The following is a 26,616-nucleotide window of genomic DNA, read 5'->3' as shown; positions in this document are numbered from 1 at the left end:
GCAGGGCGGGGGCGCAACGAGGCCTCCCCGATCGCAAGGAGGCGATGTGGCCACTTTCGCGCACCACGGACGCACGGTGGTCTACGACCGTGCCGGCTCCGGTCCACCGCTTGTGCTGCTGCACAACGCGGGCGCGTCCCGGCGGATCTGGGACGATCAGGTCGCCGAATTGCGGCGGGACTACGAGGTTTTCGTGCTCGATCTGCCGGGCTACGGCGAATCCCAGCGTCCCGCAACCGGATACCGGCTGGTCGACTACGTCCGCATGCTCGACGCCTTCCTGGACGCGCACCACCTCACCGACGTGGTGCTCATCGGCAATTGCCTCGGCAGCGCCCTCTCGCTCAGCTACGCCATCACCCGGCCCGCGGCGCGGGTCCGCGGGCTGGTGCTGATCAATCCGCTCACCTGGAACACCGTGTACCGGGGGCAGCAGGCGCCGCTGGCCTGGCTGTCGGCGAAACTGCCCCTGGCTCCGCTGGCGCGCCGCCTCGCCCTGCCCGCTCCGGTGGCCGGCATGATCGTCGCCAACCAGCTCGGTGCGCGCGGACGGGCCGGCAAACTCCAGCACTCCGCCAAGCTGACCGGGCCATGGGGCGATCCGGGCCGATTGATCGCTCTGGACCGGCTGGTGCAGGATTTCCCGGCGTTCCGAGCGCTGGACGCCTTCCGCCCCGGCCCGGACTTCCCGCCGATCTGCACCATCTGGGGCGCGCAGAACCGCATCCTGTCCGCCCGGGCCGGCGCCGCGCTGGACGCGGCCACGCTGCACCCGCACACCAGCGTGGTGCTGGCCGACTGCGGGCACCTGCCGATGATGGAGGATCCGGCCACGGTGACCGCCACCATCACCGAATTTCTCGCCGCCCTACCGGGCCCGCCGGAGTCGGCGCAGGTAGAAGCCGTGTCGCCGCCGGTTGATCTTGGTGTTTGGCGGGAGAATGCGCGGGAACCCGACCAATAAGCCACCGAGGAAAGGGTTGCCCGCCATGCTGCTACGCCGACTTGCCCGACCACTGCTTGCGACCACGTTCATTGTCGACGGGGTCGACACCCTGATCCATCCCGAGCCACGGGCGAAGACGGCCGCCACGCTGGTCCAGCGCGGTGAACGCACGTTGCCGGACAAATACGCGGCGAAACTGCCCGCCGATCCGGGCACCGTGGTGCGGGTCAACGCGTTCGCCCAGGTTTCGGCGGGCGTGCTGCTGGCTCTGGGCAAGGCGCCGCGCCTGGCCTCGCTCGTGCTCGCCGCGACCGTCGTGCCGGCCACGGTGACCGAACAGAACTTCTGGGACGAGGAAGATCCGGACCGCAAGAACGCCAAGCGGACCGCCTTCCTCAAGGACGTCAGCCTGCTGGGCGGCCTGATGATCGCCGCCGCGGACACCGCGGGCAAGCCGTCGCTGGGCTGGCGTGGCCGCAAGGCCGCGGCGGCCGCCGCCGCGGCGATGCCGTTCACCGGGTCCTCGGATTCGCAGACCGGCGAGGTGCTGCGGGAGCGGGCGCACGACGCGGCGGTCCGGGCACAGAAGCTGGGCGGAGTCGCCGCGGCCAAGGGCGCCGTCCTCGCCGAGACCGCGCAGCAACGCGGCGCCGAACTCGCCGACGTCGCCAAGCATCGCGGTCCTGAAATCGCCTCCACGGCAAAGGAACACGGCTCCGAATGGGCCGAGTACGCCAAGGAGCACGGCGGCGAATGGGCCGAGTACGCCAAGGAACACGGCTCCGAATGGGCCGGACTCGCCAAGAAGCGGGGCGCCGAGTTCGCCGAGATCGCCCGCGAGCGCGCGGCGGAACTGGCCGAACTCGCCCGGCAGCGGGGTCTGGAATTCGCCGAGTCCGCGCAGAAGCACGGCGCGGACCTGGCCGACACCGCCCGGGAACGCGGACCCGAACTCGCGCACACCGCGCGGGAACGCAGCGCTCACCTCGCCGAAGCCGCACGGGAACGGGCCGAGGCCGCGCGCGAGCGCGCCGAAGCGCGGCGGCATTGACCGGATGGCCTGAACCGCGGCGTCCTGCCGCGGTTTAGGCTGGTTTCATGGCTGCGCGCGAAGACCCTGTCGTCGGTGCTCGCGAACGGATCCTGTCAGCCGCTTACGAACTGTTCACGCGGCGTGCCATCCGGGATGTGGGTATCGACGAGGTGATCGCGCGCGCGGGTATCGCGAAAGCCACGCTGTACCGGCATTTCCGCACCAAAGACGATCTGGTGCTGGCCGTCCTGGAGCGCCGCGAGAAGCTATGGACCTTCGGGTTCATCGAGAAGCAGTCGCACCTGCGTGGCGAAACTCCCGAGCAGCGCTTGCTCGCCATCTTCGATGTGTTCGACGAATGGTTCACCACCGAGGGTTTCGACACCTGCACCTTCGTCAACGTCTTGCTCGAGATGGGCGCGGACCATCCCGCGGGAATCGCCAGCATCGGTCACCTCGCGACCATCCGGGCTTTGGTCCGCAGCCGCGCCGAGGAAGCGGGTTTGGACGACCCCGATGATTTCGCGCGCTCCTGGCACATCCTGATGAAGGGCTCGATCGTCTCCGCCGCCGAGGGCGACCGGCTGGCCGCGCGCCGCGCGCAGAGAATGGGCGCGGCGTTGATCGAGAGATCCCGGGTGGCCCTCTAGCCCGCCGCTACCCGGGCGCCGACTCCGGTCGAGACCGGAATGTGCTGGAACCCGCGCAAATTCAGCAGCCCGCGGCGCTGTGGCGCGTCGGCTACCCGCAGGTCCGGGAAGCGGTCGTAGAGCACCTGCAACGCGACCGCCCCCTCCATGCGGGCCAGGCTGGCGCCGAGGCAGGCGTGCACCCCACTGCTGAACGACAGATGCTCCCGCGCGTTCGCGCGCGTGATGTCGAAGACGTTCGGCTTGTCGAACACCTTCGGATCGCGATTGGCGCAGCCGAGCAGCAGCGCCACCATTTCGCCCTCGGCGATCCGCACACCGGCGATCTCGAGGTCGCGCAACGCGGTTCGGGCCGTCATCTGCACCGGGCTGTCGTACCGGAGGATCTCCTCGATGGCGCCGGGCCAGCGGGCGGGTTCGGCGCGCAGGAGCGCCAGCTGCGCAGGATGCTGGTGCAGCGCCATGATGCCGTTGCCGATCAGATTCACCGTGGTCTCGAAGCCCGCGCCCGCGATAAGCGCTGCGCTGTAGAGCAATTCGGTGTCGGTGAGCTCGCCGCCGGTGGCCAGGTCGCTGAGGATGTTGTCGCCCGGGTCGGCGCGCAGTTCCGCGATGTGTTCGATGAGATAGTCCTGCGCTTCGCGCAGCGCGTCGTTGGCTGCCCGGAAGGTCCGCCACGAGATGCCCATATCGAGCAGCGGCGACCCGGCATGCCCGGCCTCGAGCAGCTCGTCGCGCTTCTCGGCGGGGATGCCGAGGATCTCGGAGATGATGGCGATCGGCAGCAGCAGCGCGAATTGTCCGATCAGATCGGCGTTTTCGTGCTCGGCGAGCTCGTCGAGCAGATCCGAGGTGACCTCGCCGATCCGGTCCCGCAGCCGGGCGACGGCGCGCGGGGTGAAGGCCTGGGCGACCAGCTTCCGGTAGCGGGTGTGCACCGGCGGGTCCACCATCAGCATGGCGGGCGGTTCCACCGGGCTGGCGATCTTCAGATCGGTCGCTTGAATCAGCCGCTTGACCGGCTTGGGCAGATCGAAGGCGTCCGGCGCGGTGACACCGAAGTCTTTGTGCCGCAGTATGGTTCGGCACAGTTCGTAGTCGGCTGAGACATAGGAGTACGGCATCGTGACCAGCGGGCCACGGGCCCGGATGCGGTCGCCGAACGGATAGGGGTCTTCCTTGGCCGCCGGGTCGGTGAGGAACTGGGCCAGCGGATTACCCCGCCGCGCCTGCGCTCTGAGCACCATCCCGGGCACGCCGTTGATGACCGCCCAGCGGATCCATGTCTTCATCTCGGCCCCCGCCGTCGCTTCGCCGCACCGCGTCATCGGCGCAGCTCAAGGCTACGAGCCGAGGTGGTGTCCCACATCACACCGTGGTCGGATATCGGCCTCATACTGTGGGTGCTGGTCAGCCGGTAATCCCATGTGTTCGACCCAAACTGCGCATGTCGGTGATCGAACAGGCGCATAATCCCCGTCACAGGCTGGTCGGCGGTGATGGAAGGTGGCGACCACCATGGCAGTTACCGACATACAGGTCATTCGGCCTTTTCCGCGCCGGCTCGGGCCGAAGGGCTCGTACCTGTGGAAGATGATCACCACCACCGATCCCAAGGTGCTCGGTGTCATGTACCTGACCACCGCGATGACCTTCTTCTTCATCGGCGGCCTGATGGCGCTGCTCATGCGCGCCGAATTAGCCCGTCCCGGTTTACATTTCCTCTCCACCGAGCAGTTCAATCAGCTCTTCACCATGCACGGCACGATCATGCTGCTGTTCTACGCGACCCCGATCCTCTTCGGATTCGCGAACGCCGTGCTGCCGTTGCAGATCGGCGCGCCCGATGTCGCCTTCCCGCGCCTGAACGCCTTCAGCTACTGGCTGTACCTGTTCGGCGCCAGCATCGCCACGGCGGGCTTCCTCACCCCCGGCGGCCCGGCCGACTTCGGCTGGACCGGATACACCCCGCTCAGCGACTTCCAGCATTCGCCCGGCGTCGGCGGCGATCTGTGGATCATGGGCTTGGTGCTGTCCGGCCTCGGCACCATCCTCGGCGGCGTCAACATGATCACCACGGTGGTCTGCCTGCGCGCCCCCGGCATGACGATGTTCCGGCTGCCCATCTTCACCTGGAACATCCTGGTGACGAGTGTGCTTGTGCTGCTGGCTTTTCCGATCCTCACCGCGGCGCTGATGGGCTTGTTCGCAGACCGGCACCTGGGCGCGCACATCTACGATCCGGCGACCGGTGGGATCCTGCTGTGGCAGCACCTGTTCTGGTTCTTCGGGCATCCGGAGGTCTACATCGTGGCGCTGCCGTTCTTCGGCATCGTCACCGAGATTTTCCCGGTCTTCAGCCGCAAGCCGCTATTCGGTTACAGCACACTGGTTTACGCGACGCTATCCATCGGCGGGCTCTCGGTGGCGGTCTGGGCGCACCACATGTACGCCACGGGAGCCGTACTGCTGCCCTTCTTCTCGATGATGACGTTCCTGATCGCGGTGCCCACCGGCGTCAAGTTCTTCAACTGGATCTGCACCATGTGGCGCGGGCAACTCACCTTCGAGTCGCCCATGCTGTTCTCGCTCGGCTTCCTGGTAACGTTCCTGTTCGGCGGCCTGTCGGGTGTCATCCTGGCCTCGCCGCCGCTCGACTTCCACGTCACCGACAGCTATTTCGTGGTCGCGCACTTCCACTACGTGCTCTTCGGCACCATCGTGTTCGCCACCTTCGCCGGGATCTACTTCTGGTTCCCGAAGATGACCGGGCGCATGCTCGACGAACGGCTGGCCAAGCTGCACTTCTGGACCACCTTTCTCGGCTTCCACACCACGTTCCTGGTGCAGCACTGGCTCGGCAACGAGGGCATGCCGCGCCGCTACGCCGACTACCTCCCGGGCGACGGATTCACCACGCTCAACACGGTTTCCACGATCGGCGCGTTCCTGCTGGGCGCCTCGATGCTGCCGTTCATCTGGAACGTCTTCAAGAGCTACCGCTACGGCGAGGTCGCGACCGTGGACGACCCCTGGGGCTACGGGAATTCACTGGAATGGGCGACCACCTGCCCGCCGCCGCGGCACAACTTCTACGAACTGCCGCGCATCAGATCAGAACGTCCCGCGTTCGAGTTGCACTATCCGCACATGATCGAACGTAACCGAGCCGAGTCCGCGGTCGGCTGGGGATCGAAGCGAGCTCACCGGGTCGTCGAACCCGCGCCCGAGCTCGATCAAGCCGGGGAACCGGATCATCCCGAAACCAAGGAGCCGTGATCCGGCGTCGACCGGCTCCGGCTCGCGGCCCCCGTGGCCGCGAGAGACAGTGCGTGTCGCTGTGGCTATGTCATGCCCGCGACCGAATCCCCCTAGCGGAGTAATTCCGTACTCCCACGCGCCTACTACCTGAGCGTCTTTTTCACCTGAGTAATCAGATTGTGAGTACCCCTGTGGATCTCGACCATCGCGGCCACGACCGCGATCACGACCTCGTCCTCGTCCGACAGTTGTCCAGTCCCACACTGCGCCGCCTGGTGCGCTGCAGCATCGGTCTCTCCGAAGAATCCATCGACTTGCTCACCCGCACCAGCGAGCGCCTGCGCGCCGCTGAAGGAGCGCTACCCGACCCCGCCATGAACTGACACCGGCCGAGGGCCGGAATTGCCGACGCGGTATCCCGCGCGGTAGCGGCCCGATCGGCGATACTGAGGCCGAACCGAACTGGGAGCGCCTCATGTCGACGATCAACGGTTTGCCCGCGCACGTGCTGCTGGTGCACGTCATCGTGGTATTCGTGCCACTGACGGCCCTGGCCCTGGTGCTGTGCGCGGTGTGGCCCGCCGCGCGGCAGCGCCTGATCTGGCCGGCGGTCGGGCTCGCCGCGGTCACGACCGCGCTCACGCCGGTCACCATTCAGGCCGGTGAGACGTTCGCCGAGCGTTTCGGGCCGTCCGAAGCCCTGCAGAAGCACATCGATCTCGGCGGCACCATGAACTACTTCGCGGTGCCGCTGCTGGTCGCAGCGGCCGCGCTGCTGGTGCTGCACCGGCGCGAGCAGCGCGGCAAACCGCTTGCCCGCCTGGTGGTCTGGGTGATCGCCGTGCTCACGATCGGCGCGAGCGCCGCCGCGACCGTGCAGGTCTATCGTGTCGGCGACTCCGGGTCCCGCGCGGTCTGGGGTCAGATGACGTAGGGGATCAACGCTTTCCGCTCGGCCGGGTAGTCGGCGAACTTCTCCCGGTACCACTTGTGCGTGGCGAACGCGCGCGGGACCAGGTTGCCCGCCGTGATCAGGAAGATCACCAGGCCCGCCAAATTCCAGGTGAGCAAGGCGAATCCGGCCCAGGCGAGCAGTTCACCGAGATAGGCCGGGCTGGTGACGAATCTGAAGCCGCCCCCGAAGGGCACCTTGTACTCGGTCGCCCCCGGGTTGTTCTTGTCGCGCAGATTGCGCACGATCCACTCCGAGCGCACCAGCAGCGCGAAACCGCCCAGGTAGATGGCCAATCCGCCGAGGAATCGCGGGTCGGTCAGCCAGGCGGTGCCGTACTGGTTCAGATAGTCGTGACTGAAGAACGACCCGTTCAGGTAGCCGTGCAGTGTGGTGACGAACATGCCCGCCGCCATCACCGAGACGTTGAAGCTGCTGCGCTTGCCGGGCACCTGCCGGATCGACAGCGGGAAGAACCAGCCGCGATTTCCATAGTGCAGCAACCAGATCGCGGCCAGCACCAGTGGCACCGGCTCGAACCGGTTCGGGCCGCTCAGATAGAACACCGCGAACACCACCGTCGCGGGAATCTCCATCAACCACCAGCCGAGTTTCGGGTTCAGGTTGAAGCCCACCTTCGTGGAGGCGAACCGGCCGTACGGGCTCTGCGCGAACATGCCTCCGACCAGCACGAAGGCCGCGAAAGCGAAGGCCACCGTGAGCACGGTGTCGTAGGTGGTGTTCCCGGTGTACCAGTCCATCGAAATCCTTGAAAAGTGAGACATCCCGCAGGTGAATTAGAACATGTTCTACCATGGGTCGCAGTCCTGGACCACGACCGCGAAGGAACTCTCATGGCGTTGAACCCGACCGCCGAGGCACTGCTGGCGGCGGTGCTCGCCTCACCGCGAGCCGTTGCCGCGCACGACAAATCCGCCTGGGTCGCGCTGTTCGCGGCGGACGCCGAAGTCAACGACCCGGTCGGCGCCCGCCCGCACGTCGGACGCGCGGCCATCGAGCGTTTCTATGACACGTTCATCGCGCCGAACGGCATCGCCTTCGACGTCGATCGCGACCTGGTCGGCGGCCGGGCGGTGGTGCGCGACCTGTACATCGAGACCACCATGTCCACCGGTGCGATGGTCCGGGTGCCGATGCACCTGCGGTACGACCTCGCCGAGGTCGACGGCGGCTGGAAAATCGTTCGGCTGGCGGCACATTGGGAGTTCACCGCGATGGTCACGCAGCTGATGCTGCGCACCGGAATTCGCGGCCTGACCGCTTCGGCGAAACTCGGCCCGCAATTGATCGCGAATCAGGGCGTGGGCGGCATGTTCGGCATGATGCGGGCGATCCGCAGTGTCGGCAAGGCCGGGAAAAATGCTGTGACACAACTATTCTCGGCTGCCGCGGCCACCGATATCGGCCGGGTGCGCGCGTTGCTCGACGACGGCAGCGCCCTCGAGTTGCCCGCGGGCACCCCGGTGTCGGTGGAGGAGTTCACCAATCGCACGCGGAATATGCGCTGGGACAAGCTGATCGCCGCCGGCCGCACCGTCTCGGCCTCGGTCGAATTGGCGGGAGCGCGCGGGGTCGCGTTCGTCGATTTCGCGGCGAGCAGCCGCCGGATCGATGCGATCACCATTTTCCTCGACGAAACTCAATAAAAAAGACCCAGGTCAGACTGTCTGACCTGGGTCTTGTAGTAGCGGGGACAGGATTTGAACCTGCGACCTCTGGGTTATGAGCCCAGCGAGCTACCGAGCTGCTCCACCCCGCGTCGGTAAACACAACATTACACAGGTCTACGTCTGGATGGCAAATCAGCGACCCCCGGGCGGGTTTACGCAGGTCGGAACGGCTAGCGGTCGAGCATCGGCGATCTTGCACCCGGCAGCCCAGCGCGCCCCCGGAGCCGCGGGCGGCACCCTCGGGTTGCCCCCGGGGAATTCAGTCCGAATTTTCCGATTTGCATGCCTCCAAATCCGCGTGCGCGCGTATTCGATCTAGATACCACGATTCAAACGTGCCCCGCATCACAATTTACCTGTGACGCCCGACACATTACGATGCTATAACCGACCGTCCGGAATCCATTCCTGCGGCATTACCGACCTGCACAAATGCCATTAAACGCGTTATTCGCTTCATGCAATTCGCATGTTATCAAGACGTGATCTGCCGAGATTTGTTCGTTACCGTCGTGCTCGGCCCGGAGGCAATCTGCGGATGGGCTAGAACTCGAACCGTCGCACGCCGGCGACCCTGTCCCGCGGTTCGAGGATCCCCGACTCCTGGGGGCAGGGCCACGACGGACACCGTCGCGGAGGTGGGCACAGGGAGGGAAAACATATGTCTGAGAACCGGAAGTTCAACGCCCGCGCCCTCGGCCTCGCGGCCGTCACCGGCGCCCTTGTTGCCGTCCCGTTCACACTGGCCACCGGTACCGCAGCGGCCGCCACCCACAACTGGGACGGCGTCGCACAGTGCGAGAGCGGCGGCAACTGGGGGATCAACACCGGCAACGGCTACTACGGCGGCCTGCAGTTCAGCCACTCCACCTGGCTGGCCAACGGCGGCACCGGCTACGCCCACAACGCCAGCAAGGCCGAGCAGATCCGCGTCGCGGAGAACGTGCTCGCCACCCAGGGCGTCGGCGCCTGGCCCACCTGCGGCAGCCGCCTGACCGCGGGCGTCTCCTCGGGTCTGGAGCCCGAGCCCGCCCCCGCGCCGGAGCCCGAACCGGCCCCGGCCATCCAGGCCGCGATCCCGTTCTCCCCCAAGGCCGCCGTCGACGAGGCCAAGAACGTCGGCGCCAATGTCGCCGAGCAGGCCGGGGTGAAGGACCTGTACCTGCAGCTGCTGGACCAGCACGCCCCGCTCATCGATTCGCTGGGCGGCAACTAAGAAGACCCGCTGGGCGTGGCGCCGAACCCGCCGCGTCCAGTGCATACAGGAACGGCCTCACTGATCACTGGGGATCAGCGAGGCCGTTTCTGTGTTTCCGCTACTTGGCGTCCTGGTAGGCCTTCACCGCGGCCTCCAGTTCATCCAGCGCCCGGCCGAAGTCGGCGAAGTTGCCGGTCTTCATCGCGGTGCGCACCGCCTCGATCCGCCGGTTCAGCTCCGCGGCCGCGGCATCCTTGGCCGCCGAGGAACCGGTCGGCGGCGTCACCGTGCCGGGCAGCGGATTCGGCGCACCCGGCTGCGGCTGGGTGGTGTCCGGTGCGGGCGGCAACGTCCCCGGCTTCGGCCGGTTGGCCGGGTCGCCGCCGGAGGCGGTAGCCAGCGCCCCGGCGCCGGGCAGCACCTCGTTGAGCGCTTCGGCCAGGGTCGGGGCATAGCCGACGCGAACACTGCCCGCGAAGTCCCGGTAGCTGACCAGCACGCGCAGCAGCTGCGGGAAGGTCGAGGTGTTCGGGCCGGTGTTGCGCTCGTTGTAGAACGGCTCCACGTACAGGATGCCGCCGTCCGCGATCGGCAGCGTCAGCAAATTGCCGTACTTGATCTTGTTCGAGTTGGACAGCAGTGTCTTCTCCCGCGACACCTCGTCCGCGGTCGTCATGCTGTTCTGCGTCTGCTGCGGACCCTGGGTCTGGGTATCGGTAGGCAAGCGCAGGATCGTGAACTTGCCGTAGTCGTCCGGATCCGACCGCACCGAGATGTAGGCCGACAGGAACTGCCGGTTGCCGAAGCCCACCATGGCGCTGGTCAGGTTGAAGACCGGCTTGTTGGTCTTCGGGTCACCGAGCAGCACGTAGTACGGCGGTTGCTTGAACGTATTGCCCTGGCTCTCGATCGTCGGATCGGTCGGTACCGCCCAGAAGGCGTTGGTGGTGAAGAACTCTCGCGGATTGTCCACGTGGTACTTGGTCAGCATTTCGCGCTGCACCTTGAACAGATCCTCGGGATAGCGGAAGTGCGCGCGCAGTTCCGGGGAGATCTCGCTCTCCGGCTTGACCGCGCCCGGGAACACGCCCTGCCAGGCCTTCAGCACGGGATCGGTGGAGTCGGTCTCGTACAGGGTCACCGAGCCGTCGTAGGCGTCGACGGTCGCCTTCACCGAGTTCCGGATGTAGCTGACTTCCTTGCGGGGTAGCAGGCGACCGGTCTTCTGATCGATGCTGTCCTCGACCGCGCCCTCCAGCGAGGTGGTCTGCGCATAGGGGTACTTGTCCAGCGTGGTGTACGCGTCGACGATCCACTTGACGCGGCCGCCGACCACCGCCGGGTAGGCGTTGCCATCGGTGGTCAGCCACGGCGCCACCTTCTGGACCCGGTCCTTCGGACTCCGGTTGAAGATGATCTTCGAGTTCTCGCCGATGGCCGAGGAGAACAACAGGTTGCGCTCGGCGTACTTGGCCGCGAAGGCCAGCCGGTTGAACCAGTTGCCGATCGGCACCCCGCCCGCACCGGTGTAGGTGTAGGACGCGGTGTCGGAATCGTATTCGCGCGGGGCCTGGCCCTCGGTGCCGCCGACGATGGCGTAGTCGCTGCTGGACTGCGAGATCAGCTCACCGAAGTAGATGCGGGGCTGGTCCACTCGGATGTGCTGCTGGTCCGGCGCGGTGGCCAGGTCGCTGACCATGAAGATCGGGTAGCCGCTGTCGCTGGCTCCGCTGGCCGCCTGGTTCGCGTCCGCCTGCGGCTTGTTCACCCGGTTGGCCGGGGCCGCGACGAAACCGTTGCCGTGGGTGTAGACGGTGTGCTGGTTGATCCAGTTCGTCTGCCCCTCGCTGAGCGCACGCGGATTCAGCTCGCGGGCCGCGACGATGTAGTCCTGTACCTCACCGTTGATGTTGTAGCGGTCGATATCCAGCGACTCGGGGAAGCCGTAGAAGTTCTTTCGCTGCTGCAGCTGCGTGAACGTGGGCGAGAGGATGTTCGGATCGAGCAGCCGGGCATTGGCGATGGTGGCCGCGTCGACCGGAACCTCGAGCGGGCTCTTGCGGCTCTCGCCCTTGTAGTCCTTGTAGTCGATCTTGTCCTTGGTGATGCCGTAGGCCTGCCGGGTGGCCTCGATATTGCGCTCGATGTACTCGGCTTCCTTGTCCGCGGCGTTCGGACGCACCGAGAACTGTTCCACGATCAGCGGATACACCGCGCCGACCAGGATCGAGGAGAGCACCAGCAGGGCCGCCGCCATGGCCGGCACCCGCAGATCGCGCAGCACGATGCCGGCGAAGAAGGCGATCGCGCAGATCACCGCGATCGCGAGCAGGATCAGCTTGCCGGGCAGCACCGCGTTGATATCGGTGAACGAACCGCCCTCGAAGGTGTCCTTCTTCCGAGCACTGGACAGCAGCGCGTAGCGGTCGAACCAGTAGGCGAAGGCTTTGAGCAGTACGAAGATTCCGGCGATCACCGCGAGCTGGACCCGCGCGGGCTTGGTCAGCACACCCTCCCGGCCGCTCAGGCGCAGACCGCCGAAGATGTAGTGGGTGACCAGACTGGCGAAGAAAGCGATGACGATCGCGACGAACAGCCAGTTCAGCACCATTCGGTAGAACGGCAGATCGAAGGCGTAGAACCCGATGTCGAGATGGAACTGCGGATCGGTCTGGCCGAAGTCGCCGCCGTTGAGGAACAACTGCAACGTCACCCAATTCGACTGCGCCACCAGACCCGAGAGCAGGCCGAGCAGCACCGGGATGCCGACGCCGAACAGCCGCAGCCGGCTCATCACCGTGGTGCGGTAGCGCGCGATCGGATCGTTGGGCCCGACCACCGGCACGAACACCGGCCGGGTCCGGTAGGCCAGCAGCAACGCCAGCCACACGACGAGACCGACGAACAACCCGATCGCCACGAAAAGGATGATGCGGGACCGCAAGACGGTCAGATAGACGTTCCGGTAACCGACTTCGCCGAACCACAGCCAATTGGTGTAGGTATCGGTCAGCCGCGGTCCGAGCAGCAGTAGCGCCGCCAGAACAATGGCCGCCACCAGCAGCACTCGGCTGCGGCGGGACAACGACAAGCCGGTTGGGGGCCGCATGCCCACGATGCCACGCTCCAAGATCCGGCGGCGCCCGCACCGTCACCGGTGGGCGCCGCAGTCCGAATGTTCCAGCGGTCCACACATGTCGGACCGTCTCGCGCCCACTCTACGGAAACGGACACCGAAAGGTGCCCGGTGGTCTCATGCAGTGTCTGTGTCCGCCCATCAGCAACTGATGCGAGGATGTTTCGGTGACCGCAGACCTGCACGCCGAACTCGTCCTGTCCCGCGCCGTCCGCGAAGTAGCGGAATTCGCCGACGCCGAGGGCTGGGGACGGCCGCCGCAGATGTTCGCGCTGGTACCCACGGCCGACCTGGTCGCCGCCGAGCCCGGCCTGCTCGATCAGCTGGATCAGGGCAACGAGCTGACACCGATTGCCCAGGAGGCGTTCCCGGACGACATCACCGGCGGATCCATGGCCCTCGACGAGTTCCTGGCCACCACCACCTGGCCGCCCGCGGTGCGCGGTTGCGTGCTGGTCCAGGAGATCGTGGTGCTGCCGCCGGACGCCGAAAGCACCCTGGACGACGCGCTGACCCCGCTCCTGGCCGACCACGAGGCCGCCGACGCCGCGGCCCGCGCCGCCGCGCACGCGCACCCGGATCGCCGCGCCGCCCGCCTGTTCGCGGGCGTGCTGCGCGAGGGAATGCAGCTGGCGCTGCTGCAGATCAAGCCCGACGAGGACGACAGCTTCCCGACTCTGGACCTGCGCACCTACCCGAACCTGGCGCCGAATGTGCTCGAAGCACTGCACCACACCTTCGAGGAAGGCTTCGACGACTGATCAGCCGCAGCTGACCGGCTCACGGCCGGCGTTGATGTCGTCCAGGGATTTCACTGCGCCGTCCAGGTTTTCGACCTTCACCAGCCGCAGGCCCTCGGGCGTGCGCGCCCGGGCCTCGCCGCAGTTGGCGGCCGGGACCAGGAAGGTTTCCGCGCCGGCTTCGCGCGCGGCCATCATCTTGTATTGGATGCCGCCGATCGGGCCGACCTTGCCGTCCTGATCGATGGTGCCGGTGCCCGCGACGAACTTGCCGCCGTCGAGCTCACCCGGGGACAGCTTGTCGATGAGCGCGAGACTGAACATCAGGCCGGCCGACGGGCCGCCGATGTCGGCGAGATTGAAGGTGACCTGCATGGGCGGGCGCGCGCCCTCGGCCGGAGTGACGCCGAGGTAGCCCTTGGCCGGGTCGTCGGGCCGGGCGGCGAGAGTGATCTCGACGGTCTGCTCGGCGTTGTCGCGGCGCAGCACGATGCTGAGCTTGCTGCCGGGCGGCTGCGAGGACACGGCGGTGACCACATCCTTGGGCGCGGCGATCGGCGCGCCGTTGATGCTGACGATCTCGTCGCCGGCTTGCAGGATGTCCTTGGCCGGGCCTTCGTCGCCGACCTTGCGCACCAGCACCACGGTCGGCAGCTTCAGGAAGTGCAGCGCGGCGACCTCGGCGTTGCCTTCGGAATCCTTGAAGTCCTGCTGGTTGGACTTGTCGATCTCCTCGCGCGGCACTCCGGGCGGGTACACCTCGGCGCGCGGCACCAGGCCGTGCTCGCCGCTGGCCCAGAAGCCGAACGCCTCGAACAGGTTGAGGCCGTCGCGCACCGAGACGGTGGTCATGTTGAGGTGCCCGGTCGTCGGATCGACCTCGGTGCCGCGCACGTCCACCACCTGCTTGCCGTCCACCTCACCGAGGGTGTTGAAGGTGGGGCCGGGGCCGAGTGCGACATAGGGCACAGTGATGACAGTGCCGAGCACCCCGAGCACGAGCACCGGGACTAGGGCGGCCAGCAGGGTCCAGATCCGACGATTCACCAGGCCCACCATAGTGATAGACCCCGCGCTACGGCGGCAGAGGCAGCCATTTGCGGCCTCCGCGCGTCGACCGCTCGCACTGTGCCTTTCGCGGTGCGCGAACAGCACCCACCCAGGCCCGACGAGTAGCGTGAGAGACATGAGTGACATGCCGTTCGGCTTCTCGAACCGTGACGACGACGACGCGCGCAAAGGTGACGAAAACAAAGGTCCCGGGGCCGGCAATCCGTTCGGCTTCGCGATGGGCGGCGAGGGCGCGGGCTTCGATCCGTCCCAGCTGGGCCAGATGCTGACCCAGCTCGGTCAGATGCTGAGCGGCATGGGGCAGCCGGGTAGCACGCAATCCGGCCCGGTGAACTACGACGTGGCCAAGCGGCTGGCCCGCCAGCAGCTGGGCGCCGATGTGCCGCCGGTGACCGAGAGCACCACCAAGGCGATCGCCGACGCCGCGCACCTGGCCGAGCTGTGGCTCGACGGCGCGACCACGCTGCCCGCGGGCGCGACCCGGACCGCCGCCTGGACCGCGAACGACTGGATCGAAGAGACGGTGCCGACCTGGAAGCGGCTCTGCGATCCGGTGGCGCAGCAGGTCAACGGCATGTGGACCGCGCAGCTGCCCGAGGAGGCCAAGGAACTGGCCGCGCCGATGATGGGCATGTTGAGCCAGATGGGCGGGCTGGCCTTCGGTTCGCAGCTCGGGCAGGCGCTCGGCCAGCTCGCCAAGGAGGTGCTGACCTCCACCGATATCGGCCTGCCGCTCGGCCCCACCGGCACGGCGGCGCTGCTGCCCGCGGCGATCTCCGAGTTCAGCGCGGGCTTGGAGCAGCCGGAGAGCGAGATCATGGTGTTCCTCGCCGCGCGCGAGGCCGCCCATCAGCGCCTGTTCGGGCATGTGCCGTGGCTGCGCCAGCAGGTGCTCGGCGCGGTGGAGAGCTACGCGCGCGGCATCAAGATGGACTTCTCCGCCATCGAGGAGGCCGCGCAGGGCATCGACCCGATGGCCCTGAGCGATCCGGCCAAGCTGCAGGAGTTGCTGTCACAGGGCGCGTTCGAACCGCAGACCAGCCCGGAGCAGAAGCAGGCGCTCGAACGCCTGGAGACGCTGCTCGCGCTGATCGAGGGCTGGGTGCAGGTCGTGGTCGCCGAGGCGGTCGGCGATCGGCTGCCCGGCGCGGGCGCGCTGGCCGAGACGCTGCGGCGCCGTCGCGCCACCGGCGGTCCGGCCGAGCAGACCTTCGCCACCCTGGTCGGGCTGGAACTGCGCCCGCGCAAACTGCGCGAGGCGGCGGCGTTGTGGAAACGCCTCACCGACGACGCGGGCATGGAGAAGCGTGACGGCGTGTGGGCGCACCCGGACCTGCTGCCCGATTCCAACGATCTGGATCATCCGGCCGGTTTCATCGACTCGGTGATCGGCGGCGGCACCGGCGCGTTCGACGACCCGCTGGCGCAGCTGGCCGAAACCGAAGCCCGGGAACGGGATTCGGGGGACACGGCCAAGCACGAGGGCGAGCCCGGCAAGAAGTCGCCCGGTTCGGATGACAAGCCCGAGGACTCGGGCACGTCCTAGACACTGTCCTGTGAAAATCGGAAACCCCTGTGCGTAACAGGGGTTTTCGCCGTTTCCGAGGTAGTCCCGGCCGCCCATACTCGGCCCATGACATCGACACCTCTCGCCGTCAACGGACCCTGCGGGCCCATGCTGCACCCCCGGGTGATGATCCTGGTGCGGCCCTCCGGCGCGGTGCAGCTGGGCTGGGACCCGGACACCGCGGTCGTGCTCGACCCCGCCGATCTCGACACCGCGACCGTGCTCAGCTTCCTGCGCCTGCTCGACGGGATGCGCACCCGCCCCCAGATCCTCTGGCTCGCCGAGGAATCCGGCGTGCCACCGGCGCAAGCGGAAGCGCTCTTGGACGCGATCGCGGCGGCGGATCTCCTGGTCCATCCCGAAGCATCCGCGGGGCGGCTCCGGTCCATCCGGGTGCACGGCGCCGGCCCGCTCTCGGATGCCCTCTGTATCGGCGTGCGCCGCTTGGGGATCCGTCCCGTCCGCTCCCGCGGGTACACCCCCGACACTCCGGTCGGCGGCTGGCGCTGCGGGCTGGTGCTGCTCACCGACGATGTGGTCATCGATCCGCGGCTCACCAACGACCTTGTGCTGCACCGCATCCCGCACCTGGCGGTGCGTATTCGGGACGGCAAGGGCATCGTCGGGCCGCTGGTGCTGCCCGGCCGCACCAGCTGCCTGCGCTGCGCCGACCTGACACGCACCGATCTCGACCCGGCCTGGCCGCATCTGGCGGCGCAGTTGCTCGGCCGGGTCGGGCAGGCCTCGACCGCGGCGGTGGCGGCAACCGCCGCGCTAGCGCTCGGCGAGCTGGAGTCGATCTTGGCCTGCTCGGCCACCCGGACCTTGGGCACCCTGGACGGCACGCTCGAACTGGATTTGGACTCGCATCGGATCGAGCGCCGGGGCTGGGCGCCGCATCCGGCCTGCGGATGCCACAGTGTTTGCGCAGGTGGACCAGATGAGTGAGCAACGAGTCTCGAGATTGCCATGGCAAACTCGGGGGTCCGTCGGCCATGATGGGTACGTGTCTGAGATTGTGCGCCGTCGCTCATCCCGAAATGCCAAGTTAGCCAAGATTCCGCTGGGGATCGCCGGGCGGGCCGCCGTCGGGTTCGGCAAGAAACTGGCCGGCGGCGACAAGTCCGAAATCAACGCCAACCTCAACCAGAAAGCGGCCGAGCAGTTGTTCACCGTCCTCGGTGAACTCAAGGGCGGCGCAATGAAATTCGGGCAGGCGCTGAGCGTGATGGAGGCCGCGATCCCGGAGGAGTTCGGCGAACATTATCGCGAGGCGCTCACCAAACTGCAGGCCGCGGCGCCGCCGATGCCCACCGCCACCGTGCACCGGGTGCTGGACGTGCAACTGGGCACCCAGTGGCGGGACCGGTTTCAGTCCTTCGACGACACCCCCGCGGCCTCGGCCAGCATCGGGCAGGTGCACAAGGCGGTGTGGTCCGACGGTCGCGTCGTCGCGGTGAAGGTGCAGTACCCCGGCGCGGACGAGGCGCTGCGCGCCGATCTCAAGACGCTCTCGCGCATGACCGGCCTGATCGCCTCGGTGATCCCGGGCGCGGACGTCAAGCCGATCCTGGCCGAGATCACCGAGCGCACCGAGGAAGAGCTGGACTACCGCAACGAGGCGCGGAACCAGCGGGCCTTCGCCAAGGCCTTCGAAGGCCACCCACGCATCGTGATTCCCAAGGTGGTGGCGGGGGCGCCGAAGGTGATCGTCACCGAATGGCTGGACGGCACGCCGGTTTCCAAGATCATCGCCGACGGCGCGGCCGATCCGGAGGGCAGCTACGAGCTGCGTAACCGGGTGGCCGGCCTGATGGGCGAGTTCCACTTCTCCTCGCCCGAGATCGCGGGCCTGCTGCACGCCGATCCGCACCCGGGCAACTTCATGATGCTGCCCGACGGCCGGCTCGCGGTCATCGATTTCGGCGCCTGTGCGCCGCTGCCGGACGGTTTCCCGAAGATCCTCGGGCAGATCCTGGGGCTGGCCGTCGAGGAACGCTTCGACGAACTCACCCAGGTGCTCTACGACAACGGCTGGATCATCCCGGGCCGCACGGTCACCCACCGGGAGATCGCCGATTTCCTGCGGCCGTTCACCGACCCGATCCGGACCGAGTCGTTCCACTTCACCCGCCGGTGGATGCAGCGGGTGGCCGGCAAGGCCACCGACATCACCAGCGCGGAGATGAAAACCTCACGGGCGATGCAGCTTCCGGCCGAGCACGTGATGATCTTCCGGGTGCTCGGCGGGTCCGTGGGCATCCTGGCGCAGCTGGACGCGGAGCTGCCGTTCATGGGGCTGGCCAACCAGTGGCTGCCCGGATTGCGCGAGGAGCGCGGCGAACTCACCAGCTGAGAGCCGCTGCCGCACTGCGAGTTCGATCCAGCCGACACCCCGACGGCTGGATCGCGCTCGCCATTCTCGTTACCGCACAACGCAAACGAACCGCCCACCCGGCGACGCGGGAGGCGGTTCGTATGCTTTCTCGTTCCTGGGCACGCCAGCGGTCCACAAGGGCCCGCGGGGCCGCGAGGACCGGAGGGAGGTATGCCGTCAGTCGCGGCATGAGTGACCTATCGCCACTCATGCCGGGACCGCGACCTTGCGCGGGCGACCACGCGGACGCTTGCGGGCGATCACGACACCCTGGTCGAAGATCTCACCGCCCCACACGCCCCAGGGCTCACCCCGGTCGATGGCTGCGGTCAGGCAGCCCTTACGGATCGGGCAGGCAGCGCACAGGGTCTTGGCTTCCTCCAACTGCGCCGGGCTCTCGGCGAACCAGAGATCGGGATCTCCGGCACGGCAAGGAACGGTCACAGTGGCCTCCCGGGTACGGGTGGACCGAGCCGACCCTTTCGAGCGACCTGGCAAGCAGTCGCTAGCGATGGTGCGGCATGTCACGTCAGTAGCGGCGTCCGGCCACTTCTCTGCGGTGAACACGTCGTTCTCCTTCAGTTTCGTTTGCAGCGGTTCGTTACTTTTTCCACGAAACCGCTTCCAAACGGCTGAAGAGCCGCTTAAAAACAATGGCCACGGTTTCGCGGGTTGCGATCCGTGGCCAGGAGGTGGGGGTTTCCCCTACCTAATTCGACACCTGTGTCGATCTCTGATCACGGTCGCTGGGTCTTCTGCGGTGCGGAGGCGGTTCGCCATATCGATGCCGGCCGCAATATCTGCTGCCGGTCCGGCGGCGGCGGGGTTGTGGCCCACCGGCTCATAACCGGAATCGATGACGAAGGCGCCCGGCGCTGCTTGAGCAGCCAGATGCCATGCCCCGTTGGGCTTGTCTGCCTGTCGCTGGACGCAAATCGGGTGCGTAAACGAGACAGCTTTCGCCGTCACGTCGACCTTGGTTCCGAATGCGCTGACGCCGGACAGACCGATCCCCTGCAAAGCGGAGATCCCCCGGGAGGCGGACATGGCGGCACCAGCCACAACGCTGAGAGCGCTGAAGCTTCTTGTGCTTGTGCTGCTGTTCATTGGTCTGCCTCCCTCCTTGTCTCGTTCGATCCGTCAACTGTGCGCGCTGGGATTACCTCCCGGTGCGTGTTCCCACCATATGCAATGTCGGAGAAACCGACAACCTATTTTCTACCTGCGGTTTTGTAGATTCCTCTCACAGCGTGCGGTTGCGCATCCGGGAGGCCACGATGGCCAGGACGTCGGCTCCGTAGTCGGTGATCTTCTTGGCGCCGATGCCGGCGATCGCGCCCAGCGCCCGGTCGTCGGCGGGCAATTGCTCGGCAATCGCGGTCAGCGTGGTGTCGGTGAAGATGACGAACTCCCGGACGCGCAGCGCTTCGGCCTTCTCCATGCGCCATTCCTTCAGCGCTTCCAGCAGCACGTTGTCCAGCTCCGCCGGGCAGCGGCGGCACCGGCCGAGCATGGTGGCATAGGTGCCGATCAGCGGTTTCGCGCACACTCGGCAGGCCGGGCGAATCCCGCCGCCCTTTTTCTCCGCCACCGGCGCGGCGATGCGGGAAGCGGGTGAGTCGTCGGGGACGAGACCGTTGAGGAAACGGGAGCGCCGCCGCGTGCGACGGCTGCCCTGGTTACGCGACAGCGCCCACGACAGTCGCAGGTGTTCGCGGGCCCGAGTGACGCCGACGTAGAACAGCCGGCGTTCCTCCTCGAGGGCGGCGACATCGGCGACCGCGCCGTCGGCGGCGAGCACGTGCTGGATCGGCATGGTGCCGTCGACCAGGCCGACCAGGAACACCGCGTCCCATTCCAGGCCCTTGGCGGCGTGCAGCGAGGCCAGGGTGACGCCCTGGACGGTCGGTGGGTGCCTGGCCTCGGCCCGGGCGGCCAGCTCGCGCAGCAGCCCGCCGAGGTCGAGTTCCTCGTCCGCGTCGAGCAGTTCCTCGGTGAGGCGGACCAGCGCGACCAGCGATTCCCACTTCTCCCGAGCCTGTGCGCCCGCGGGTTCCTCGGTGGTGAGCCCGACCGGGGCGAGCGCCGCCCGCACCAGCGTGACGAGCGATCTGCCGCTGCGCGACTCCACCGGCAGATCCTCGCGGGACGCGGCTTGGCGGAGCACGCTCACGGCCTGCCGGACCTCGGCCCGATGGAAGAAGCCCTCGCCGCCGCGCACCTGATACGGGATGCCCTTCTCGGTCAGCGCCTGCTCGTACGCCTCCGATTGCGCGTTGATCCGGTACAACACCGCGATCTCCGCCGCGGGGACGCCGCCGGCGATCAGTTTCTTGATCTGCCCGGCCACCGCGGCGGCCTCGGCGGGGGCGTCGTCGTGCTCGGCGAACAACGGTTCTGGGCCGTCGGGTCGCTGCCCGATCAGCTGCAACCTGGTGCCGGCGATCCGGCCGCAGGCGGCTCCGATCACCCGGTTGGCCAGCGAGACCACCTGCGGAGTCGAGCGGTAGTCGCGTTCCAGCCGGACTACCGTCGCCTCGGGGAAGCGGCGTGAGAAGTCGAGCAGGTAGGACGGGGTCGCCCCGGTGAAGGAGTAGATGGTCTGGTTCGCGTCGCCGACCACTGTCAGGTCGTCGCGATCGCCGAGCCACGCGTCGAGCACCCGCTGCTGCAGCGGGGTGACGTCCTGATACTCGTCGACCACGAAACTGCGGTAGCGGCTGCGGAATTCGTCCGCAACGGCTGGATAATCCTCCAAGGCCGCGGCGGTGTGCAGCAGCAGGTCGTCGAAGTCCAGCAGCAGGCCCTCCGACGAGGTCTTCAAACTCTCGTAGGCCGAATACACTTCGGCGATCCGGGCCGGGTCGAACGGTGTCTCCCGCCGATGCTTGGCCACCGCCGCCGGATAATCCTCCGGCGCGATCAGCGTGCCCTTCGCCCACTCGATCTCACCGAGCAGGTCGCGCACGCTCTCGGTCGCCCCCGACAGCCCGGCCCGATGCGCGGCCTGCGCCACGATCGGGAACTTGCCGTCGAGCAACCGCCACGGCACCTCCCCCACGACCTGCGGCCAGAAATACTTGAGCTGCCGCAGCGCCGCCGCGTGAAATGTCCTGGCCTGCACCTGATTGGCGTCTCCGCCGAGCCCCAACTCGCGCAACCGGCCGCGCATCTCCCCCGCCGCCCGCGCGGTGAAGGTCACCGCCAGCACCTGATCGGCCTTCACATGCCCCGCCGACACCAGATGCGCGATCCGATGCGTAATAGTCCTCGTCTTCCCCGTCCCCGCCCCCGCAAGCACGCATACCGGCCCCCGCGGCGCCTTCACGGCGGCGGCCTGCTCGGGATCCAGGGCAGCGAGGTCGAGTGGCACGCGCACCATCATGACAGCCGGGTCCGACAGCTGGACGCGTCACCACAGACCGGCCGGCGCCACACCGGAGCCGCGACACGCCAGCCGTTTGCTGCTGCGCGCGAAAGTGCCTGTATTTCAACGCATTCTGTCGGTTGATCTGCGTAGAGTGGCGTCACCTCCACCCGAGGGGCGGTGGCTTGGAGTTGTCCACCAGCTGGGCAGACGCCAAGCATGGTCCACGCCGCGCCCAGGAGGGAGGTGGTGGGGAATGGCGAAACATCGCCGGGTGAAGAGTGATACCCCGGTCGACTACGGCGTTTGCTTCTGTCTCACAGGGGCTGCCGTAATCGCCGGGGCGCTCATTTACCACTTGGTCCGCCGAGGGCTGACTAGGTAAATCCCCAACCTGGTGGGGCGTCGTTTAAAGGGAACGGCGTCCCACCACCCTCGGCATCACTCGCGTGACCACTTCACTCTACCTATCGGCGCAGGTGGAGTCGACCTTTTCGCACCGGACAGATCGGTGTCCGGGCGTCCGGCGTGGCGGGCGGGTGCAGCCGACCGGCCGGGACTTTACTGACCTGTGTGAGCACCGAGACGCCGCGGGAAGCGGACGACACGCGGGAGCGGCACGCCTCCTGGATGGAGTTGTTCTTCGATCTGGTGGCCGTGGCGGGGATCCAGCAGCTCACGCACCTGTTGCACCATGGCCCGACGCTTGGGGATTTCGGGCTGTATACGGTGCTCTACCTTGCGTTTTGGATGGTGTGGGCGGTGATCATGCTGTACGGCAACATCGCTCGGGATCACACCCGGGTGCCGCTCATGCTGGCGGCGATGCTCGGGCTGGGGGTGATGGCCGCGGCGGTGGCGGGACTGCCGGAGCGGCACGCGACCGCGTTCGCAGCGGTCTATGTGGTGGTGCGGATCGGGTCGGGGTGGCTGTGGGGGCGCGGCAAAGTCGTGGTCGACTGGCCGGTCATCGAGATGGGCGCGGGAGTGTTGCCGTGGGTTGTCTCGCTGTGGGTGCCGGAGCCGTGGAAGTACTGGTGCTGGGCGGTCGGGCTGACCATCGACCTGGTGGTGATGTTCGTCATCAGCGGGGAACGGCTGCTGGCGGGCGTGCAGGATCAGTTCGACCGCCGCCTGAAGCGGATGCGCCGCGTCCGGGACTTCGACGAGTCCCTGGTGCCGAAACTCGAAGCGCTGCACGCCGACCCGGTGCATCTCGGCGAGCGCCTCGGCCTGTACGTGATCATCGTGCTCGGCGAGGGCGTGATCGCGGTCATCGCCGCGGTCGGCGCGGGCGCGTGGTCGGTCCGGGTGCTGGCGCTGGGCTTCGCGGCCTTCGTGATCCTGGCGGGGTTGTGGGCGTTGACGCTGCTGTACGGCGTTGTCAGCCGGTTGCTGAACGGCGCCGAGACCGGCGTGCCGCGTCGGCATGTGATGGTCATGCACTGCTTCCTGACCGGGGCGATCGCGACCATCGCGGGCGGGCTCGGGCTCACCATCGACCACTCCGCCGGACATCTGACCGCGGGCATCGGCTGGGCCCTGTGCGGCGGCGCGGCCGCGTACTTCGCGATCAACGCCTTCGTCGGCCTGCGGACGACCCGGAGCTGGCGGTGGAGTCTGACCTGGCCGATACCGTGCGCGCTGGCCGCCGTGGGACTCGGCGTCTTCGCGCCGCGCATCGGCGCGCTCGGCCTGGTCTGCGGGCTGGCCGCGCTGATCCTGTGGCCGCTGGTGACGGAGTACCGGGCCGGCCGCACCCAGGAACAGGATGGCGAGACAAAGCGTTGAAGGGTCCGTGACTGACGCAAAGGTTGATCTGACGATGTACTCGACCACCTGGTGCGGCTACTGCCGGCGGCTGAAGAAGCAGCTGGACGAGTCGGGCATCAGCTACGTCGAGATCGATATCGAGCAGGACCCGGCCTCGGCCGAGTTCGTCGGCAGCGTCAACAACGGCAACCACGTGGTCCCGACGGTGCAGTTCGCCGACGGCTCCACGGCGACCAACCCGTCGCTGGCCGCCGTCAAACAGCATCTCGCGACGCTGTCCTAGGAATCGAGTTCGGCCCAGGATTCGACGATGGTGCGGGCGATGGAAATGGACCCGGGCAGCAGCAGGCGGGTGCCCTCCTGCTGCGCGGACCAGTCGCCCAGCGCCAGCGCTTCGCGCACCTCCGCGCGGGTGAACCAGTACGCCTCGGCGATCTCACCGTCGGAGAACGCCAGCGTCTGCTCGGGATCGCCGACCGCGGCGAAACCGAGCATCAGCGAGCGCGGGAACGGCCACGGCTGGCTGCCCAGGTAGCGGATGTCGCGCACATCGACGCCGACCTCCTCCTTCACCTCGCGCTCCACACAGCGCTCCAGCGATTCGCCCGCTTCCACGAAACCGGCCAGCAGTGAGAACAGCGTCTTCGGCCAGGTGTGCTGGCGGGCCAGCAGTACGCGGTCGCCGCCATCGTGGATCAGGCAGATCACCGCGGGATCGATGCGCGGGAACTCCTCGTAACCGCCCTCGGTGACCCGGGACCAGCCGCCCTTGGCCGCGACCGTGGCGCTGCCGTCGGCAGCGTTGAAGCCGGCCTTGTCGTGCCAGTTCAGCAGGGCTATCGCGGTGGACAGCAGGCCCGCGGTGTAGTCGTCGACCTCGTTCGCGGCGACCCGCAGGTCCATCAGGGTGCCGGTGATCTCGTTGTCCCGGACGGCCCAGACGTGCTTGCCGTCCCCGAGCCCCAGGAAGACCCCGGCCGGGCTGGGCTCGGCGGACAGGTCGGTGGCCGCGTCCAGCACCAGCGCGCTGTCCTGGAATCGGACCTGGCCGCGTTTGTTCACCCGCAGCAACCGGGCCTGGGCCCAGCCTTCCTTCAGCGCTTGCTCGTCGGCGCGGATCTCCTCGGCCCGATCGACGACGGAACGTGAGAGCAGGGGGACACCATTCAGCTGAAACGACACGCTTCGAGGGTAGACCCCTGGGTGATCACTTCTGCGTGCGGCGAATGTAGAGCAGCTTGTCGCCCGCCTCGATGGCGTCGACCTCGGGCTCACCGACCCGCACCAGCGTGCCGCCGCGCACCACGCCGAGCACGATATCGCTGAGATGCCTTGGTGAGCCGCCGATTTCGGAGGCCTCCACCTCGCGCTCGGCGACCGCGAAACCTTGCTCCGGGGTGAGCAGGTCCTCCATGATCTCCACGACGTTCGGTGTGGTGGTGGCGACGCCGAGCAGCCGGCCCGCGGTCTCGGAGGACACCACGACCGAATCCGCGCCGGATTGCCGCAGCAGGTGGGTGTTCTCGGCCTCGCGCACCGCGACCACGATCTTCGCGGCCTTGTTCAGCTCGCGGGCGGTCAGGGTGATCAGCACGGCGGTGTCGTCACGGTTGGCGGCCACGACCACCGAGGACGCGTTCTGCACGCCGGCCAGCCGCAGCACATCCGAGCGGGTGGCCGAACCGTGCACGGTCACCAGGCCCGCGTTGGCGGCGGCGTCCAAGACCTCGGGATCGGTGTCGACCACCACGATGTCGGCCGGCTGCACGGCGTCGCCGAGCATGGCGTCGATTGCGGTCCGCCCCTTCGTGCCGTATCCGACGACCACGGTGTGATTACGCACGCTGCGCCTCCAACGCTGAATCTTGAATGCCTGCCGGGAACGTTCGGTGAGCACGCCGAGAGTGGTACCGACGAGCACGATGAGGAACAGCACGCGCAGCGGCGTGATGATGACGATGTTTGCCAGACGCGCGGCCGGCGACACCGGGGAGATATCGCCGTAACCGGTGGTCGACAGCGACACCGTCGCGTAGTAGAACGCGTCCAGGAACGACAGCTCGTCCTCGGACACGTCGCGATAGCCGTGCCGTCCGATGTAGACGACCGTCGCCGCGGTGAACAGCAGCGCGATCGCGAACAGCACCCGGCGGATCAGCTGCGTCCACGGACTGGTCTGTACCTCGGGAATCCGCAGCAGACCGACCAGCGCGAAATGCGGGCGGGCCGACACACCGCGCTTGTTCGCGTTCTCCTCGAACTCACTCAACACCGGTCTCACCACCCCTGACGCTGCTCCCGACGAACTCCGGCCTGACATCTCGCTCCGGCACGACACGGGAGCCTACCGCGCGAACGGCGAGATGCCCGGTCGAGGCGCGATACCCCGTGGCGCGGGTGTCAGCCCTTGTGGCAGACGACCTCGAGCACGAAGCCGTCCGGGCCGCGAAAGAAGACCGCGTAGTAGCCCGGGTGGTACTGCGGGAATTCCTGTGGCGGCTCGATGATCTCGTCGCCGCGGGCCCGGGCCCAGTCGTGGATCGCCGCTACCTCGTCCCGGGTTGGCACCATGAAGGCCATGTGCTGCAAGCCGACCCGGTGCCGGGAGTAGTCGGCCGGCTCGAGGGCCTGATAGAAGAAGAGGACGGTGCCGACCTTCCCGTCGGCGGGCCGGTACGAGAATTCCGACGGGCCGGAAACGAACGGTTCGAAACCCAGTTTGGGCAGGAGTTCGTCATAGTAGGAGCGGGCCTTGTCCAGATCGCTGACATTCACGCCGAGATGTCCGAGTGGCATGGATTCGAGGCTAGGCGGGCAGGCGGCTCGACGGGAAGCACTCGCGAATGTCAGGGTG

Annotated in this window: 24 protein-coding genes and 1 tRNA gene; 14 read left to right on the top strand and 11 right to left on the bottom strand. The window is 67.5% G+C overall.

Annotated elements, in window-relative coordinates; all coding sequences use genetic code 11:
- Nucleotides 1–46: 46 nt before the first annotated feature.
- Genes AB0M14_RS24685 through AB0M14_RS24675 form a run of 3 tightly spaced genes read left to right on the top strand, consistent with a single transcriptional unit; the run spans nucleotide 47 to nucleotide 2,629 of the window.
- Nucleotides 47–964 (top strand): alpha/beta hydrolase, encoded by a 918-nt coding sequence (locus AB0M14_RS24685; protein WP_364998633.1) that lies wholly within the window; start codon nucleotides 47–49, stop codon nucleotides 962–964.
- A 25-nt stretch (nucleotides 965–989) separates the two neighbouring features.
- Entirely contained in the window at nucleotides 990–1,997 is a 1,008-nt protein-coding gene (locus tag AB0M14_RS24680) for a DoxX family protein (RefSeq protein WP_364998631.1), read from the top strand.
- Nucleotides 1,998–2,044: 47 nt separating this feature from the next.
- Nucleotides 2,045–2,629 (top strand): helix-turn-helix domain-containing protein, encoded by a 585-nt coding sequence (locus AB0M14_RS24675; RefSeq protein ID WP_364998629.1) that lies wholly within the window; start codon nucleotides 2,045–2,047, stop codon nucleotides 2,627–2,629.
- Here the strand turns inward: AB0M14_RS24675 and AB0M14_RS24670 are convergent.
- Nucleotides 2,626–3,921, bottom strand: coding sequence for a cytochrome P450 (locus tag AB0M14_RS24670; protein WP_364998627.1), 1,296 nt, complete (start codon nucleotides 3,919–3,921; stop codon nucleotides 2,626–2,628). The genes AB0M14_RS24675 and AB0M14_RS24670 overlap by 4 nt on opposite strands.
- A gap of 226 nt (nucleotides 3,922–4,147) precedes the next feature.
- On the opposite strand from AB0M14_RS24670, the gene ctaD reads away from it, so the two are divergent.
- The 3 genes from ctaD to AB0M14_RS24655 all read left to right on the top strand — a co-directional run bounded on the left by ctaD (nucleotide 4,148) and on the right by AB0M14_RS24655 (nucleotide 6,824).
- Nucleotides 4,148–5,908, top strand: coding sequence for a cytochrome c oxidase subunit I (gene ctaD, locus AB0M14_RS24665; protein WP_364998625.1), 1,761 nt, complete (start codon nucleotides 4,148–4,150; stop codon nucleotides 5,906–5,908).
- Nucleotides 5,909–6,069: 161 nt separating this feature from the next.
- The gene (locus tag AB0M14_RS24660) at nucleotides 6,070–6,273 is read left to right on the top strand and encodes a hypothetical protein (RefSeq protein ID WP_364998623.1); all 204 of its coding nucleotides are present in this window, start codon (nucleotides 6,070–6,072) and stop codon (nucleotides 6,271–6,273) included.
- A gap of 92 nt (nucleotides 6,274–6,365) precedes the next feature.
- Nucleotides 6,366–6,824, top strand: a complete 459-nt coding sequence (locus AB0M14_RS24655; protein WP_364998621.1) for a DUF2231 domain-containing protein — start codon at nucleotides 6,366–6,368, stop codon at nucleotides 6,822–6,824.
- On the opposite strand, the gene AB0M14_RS24650 is transcribed toward AB0M14_RS24655, so the two are convergent.
- Complete coding sequence (locus AB0M14_RS24650) at nucleotides 6,812–7,603, bottom strand: 3-oxo-5-alpha-steroid 4-dehydrogenase (RefSeq protein WP_364998620.1); 792 nt, start codon at nucleotides 7,601–7,603, stop codon at nucleotides 6,812–6,814. The genes AB0M14_RS24655 and AB0M14_RS24650 overlap by 13 nt on opposite strands.
- A 93-nt stretch (nucleotides 7,604–7,696) precedes the next feature.
- Here AB0M14_RS24650 and AB0M14_RS24645 point away from each other — a divergent pair, with 93 nt between their 5' ends.
- A complete protein-coding gene (locus tag AB0M14_RS24645) occupies nucleotides 7,697–8,509 on the top strand; it encodes a nuclear transport factor 2 family protein (protein WP_364998618.1) in 813 nt (270 codons plus the stop codon).
- Nucleotides 8,510–8,548: 39 nt separating this feature from the next.
- Here the strand turns inward: AB0M14_RS24645 and AB0M14_RS24640 are convergent.
- A tRNA-Met gene (locus AB0M14_RS24640) sits at nucleotides 8,549–8,622 on the bottom strand.
- 572 nt (nucleotides 8,623–9,194) lie between these two features.
- On the opposite strand from AB0M14_RS24640, the gene AB0M14_RS24635 reads away from it, so the two are divergent.
- Entirely contained in the window at nucleotides 9,195–9,749 is a 555-nt protein-coding gene (locus tag AB0M14_RS24635) for a transglycosylase family protein (RefSeq protein WP_364998616.1), read from the top strand.
- 100 nt (nucleotides 9,750–9,849) lie between these two features.
- Here AB0M14_RS24635 and AB0M14_RS24630 read toward each other — a convergent pair whose 3' ends face one another.
- Nucleotides 9,850–12,846, bottom strand: a complete 2,997-nt coding sequence (locus tag AB0M14_RS24630) for a UPF0182 family protein (RefSeq protein WP_364998614.1) — start codon at nucleotides 12,844–12,846, stop codon at nucleotides 9,850–9,852.
- A gap of 188 nt (nucleotides 12,847–13,034) precedes the next feature.
- Between AB0M14_RS24630 and AB0M14_RS24625 the strand changes: the two genes are divergently transcribed.
- Nucleotides 13,035–13,628, top strand: coding sequence for a PPA1309 family protein (locus AB0M14_RS24625; RefSeq protein WP_364998612.1), 594 nt, complete (start codon nucleotides 13,035–13,037; stop codon nucleotides 13,626–13,628).
- On the opposite strand, the gene AB0M14_RS24620 is transcribed toward AB0M14_RS24625, so the two are convergent.
- Nucleotides 13,629–14,654: a PDZ domain-containing protein gene (locus tag AB0M14_RS24620; RefSeq protein ID WP_364998611.1), complete on the bottom strand. Its 1,026-nt coding sequence runs from the start codon at nucleotides 14,652–14,654 to the stop codon at nucleotides 13,629–13,631. It lies immediately after the preceding gene.
- A gap of 139 nt (nucleotides 14,655–14,793) precedes the next feature.
- Between AB0M14_RS24620 and AB0M14_RS24615 the strand changes: the two genes are divergently transcribed.
- From AB0M14_RS24615 to AB0M14_RS24605, 3 genes are all read left to right on the top strand, one after another.
- A complete protein-coding gene (locus tag AB0M14_RS24615) occupies nucleotides 14,794–16,224 on the top strand; it encodes a zinc-dependent metalloprotease (RefSeq protein WP_364998609.1) in 1,431 nt (476 codons plus the stop codon).
- Between the two features lie 87 nt (nucleotides 16,225–16,311).
- Nucleotides 16,312–17,193: a TOMM precursor leader peptide-binding protein gene (locus AB0M14_RS24610; RefSeq protein ID WP_364998608.1), complete on the top strand. Its 882-nt coding sequence runs from the start codon at nucleotides 16,312–16,314 to the stop codon at nucleotides 17,191–17,193.
- Between the two features lie 58 nt (nucleotides 17,194–17,251).
- Entirely contained in the window at nucleotides 17,252–18,601 is a 1,350-nt protein-coding gene (locus AB0M14_RS24605) for an AarF/UbiB family protein (RefSeq protein ID WP_364998606.1), read from the top strand.
- A 228-nt stretch (nucleotides 18,602–18,829) separates the two neighbouring features.
- Here the strand turns inward: AB0M14_RS24605 and AB0M14_RS24600 are convergent, their stop codons facing one another.
- From AB0M14_RS24600 to AB0M14_RS24590, 3 genes are all read right to left on the bottom strand, one after another.
- Nucleotides 18,830–19,120, bottom strand: coding sequence for a WhiB family transcriptional regulator (locus AB0M14_RS24600; protein ID WP_364999064.1), 291 nt, complete (start codon nucleotides 19,118–19,120; stop codon nucleotides 18,830–18,832).
- 207 nt (nucleotides 19,121–19,327) lie between these two features.
- Entirely contained in the window at nucleotides 19,328–19,729 is a 402-nt protein-coding gene (locus tag AB0M14_RS24595) for a hypothetical protein (RefSeq protein WP_364998604.1), read from the bottom strand.
- Nucleotides 19,730–19,865: 136 nt separating this feature from the next.
- Nucleotides 19,866–22,007, bottom strand: coding sequence for an ATP-dependent DNA helicase UvrD2 (locus AB0M14_RS24590; RefSeq protein ID WP_364998602.1), 2,142 nt, complete (start codon nucleotides 22,005–22,007; stop codon nucleotides 19,866–19,868).
- A 555-nt stretch (nucleotides 22,008–22,562) separates the two neighbouring features.
- On the opposite strand from AB0M14_RS24590, the gene AB0M14_RS24585 reads away from it, so the two are divergent.
- Together AB0M14_RS24585 and AB0M14_RS24580 are read left to right on the top strand one after the other, a co-directional pair.
- Nucleotides 22,563–23,780 (top strand): low temperature requirement protein A, encoded by a 1,218-nt coding sequence (locus AB0M14_RS24585; protein ID WP_364998600.1) that lies wholly within the window; start codon nucleotides 22,563–22,565, stop codon nucleotides 23,778–23,780.
- A complete protein-coding gene (locus AB0M14_RS24580; protein ID WP_364998599.1) occupies nucleotides 23,761–24,045 on the top strand; it encodes a mycoredoxin in 285 nt (94 codons plus the stop codon). The genes AB0M14_RS24585 and AB0M14_RS24580 overlap by 20 nt, the downstream gene beginning before the upstream one ends.
- Here the strand turns inward: AB0M14_RS24580 and nudC are convergent.
- From nudC to AB0M14_RS24565, 3 genes are all read right to left on the bottom strand, one after another.
- Nucleotides 24,042–24,944 (bottom strand): NAD(+) diphosphatase, encoded by a 903-nt coding sequence (nudC, locus tag AB0M14_RS24575; RefSeq protein ID WP_364998597.1) that lies wholly within the window; start codon nucleotides 24,942–24,944, stop codon nucleotides 24,042–24,044. The two genes, AB0M14_RS24580 and nudC, sit on opposite strands and share 4 nt — an antisense overlap.
- A gap of 25 nt (nucleotides 24,945–24,969) precedes the next feature.
- Nucleotides 24,970–26,034, bottom strand: a complete 1,065-nt coding sequence (locus AB0M14_RS24570; RefSeq protein ID WP_364998595.1) for a potassium channel family protein — start codon at nucleotides 26,032–26,034, stop codon at nucleotides 24,970–24,972.
- Nucleotides 26,035–26,162: 128 nt separating this feature from the next.
- Nucleotides 26,163–26,558: a VOC family protein gene (locus AB0M14_RS24565; RefSeq protein WP_364998593.1), complete on the bottom strand. Its 396-nt coding sequence runs from the start codon at nucleotides 26,556–26,558 to the stop codon at nucleotides 26,163–26,165.
- Nucleotides 26,559–26,616 lie beyond the last annotated feature (58 nt).

Origin of the sequence: Nocardia sp. NPDC051832 (assembly GCF_040681285.1) — a bacterium.
In the GTDB taxonomy this organism is placed as follows: Bacteria; Actinomycetota; Actinomycetes; order Mycobacteriales; family Mycobacteriaceae; genus Nocardia.
The sequence above is the reverse complement of the archived record's forward strand: the minus strand, read 5'-3'. Positions and strand labels throughout refer to the sequence as shown.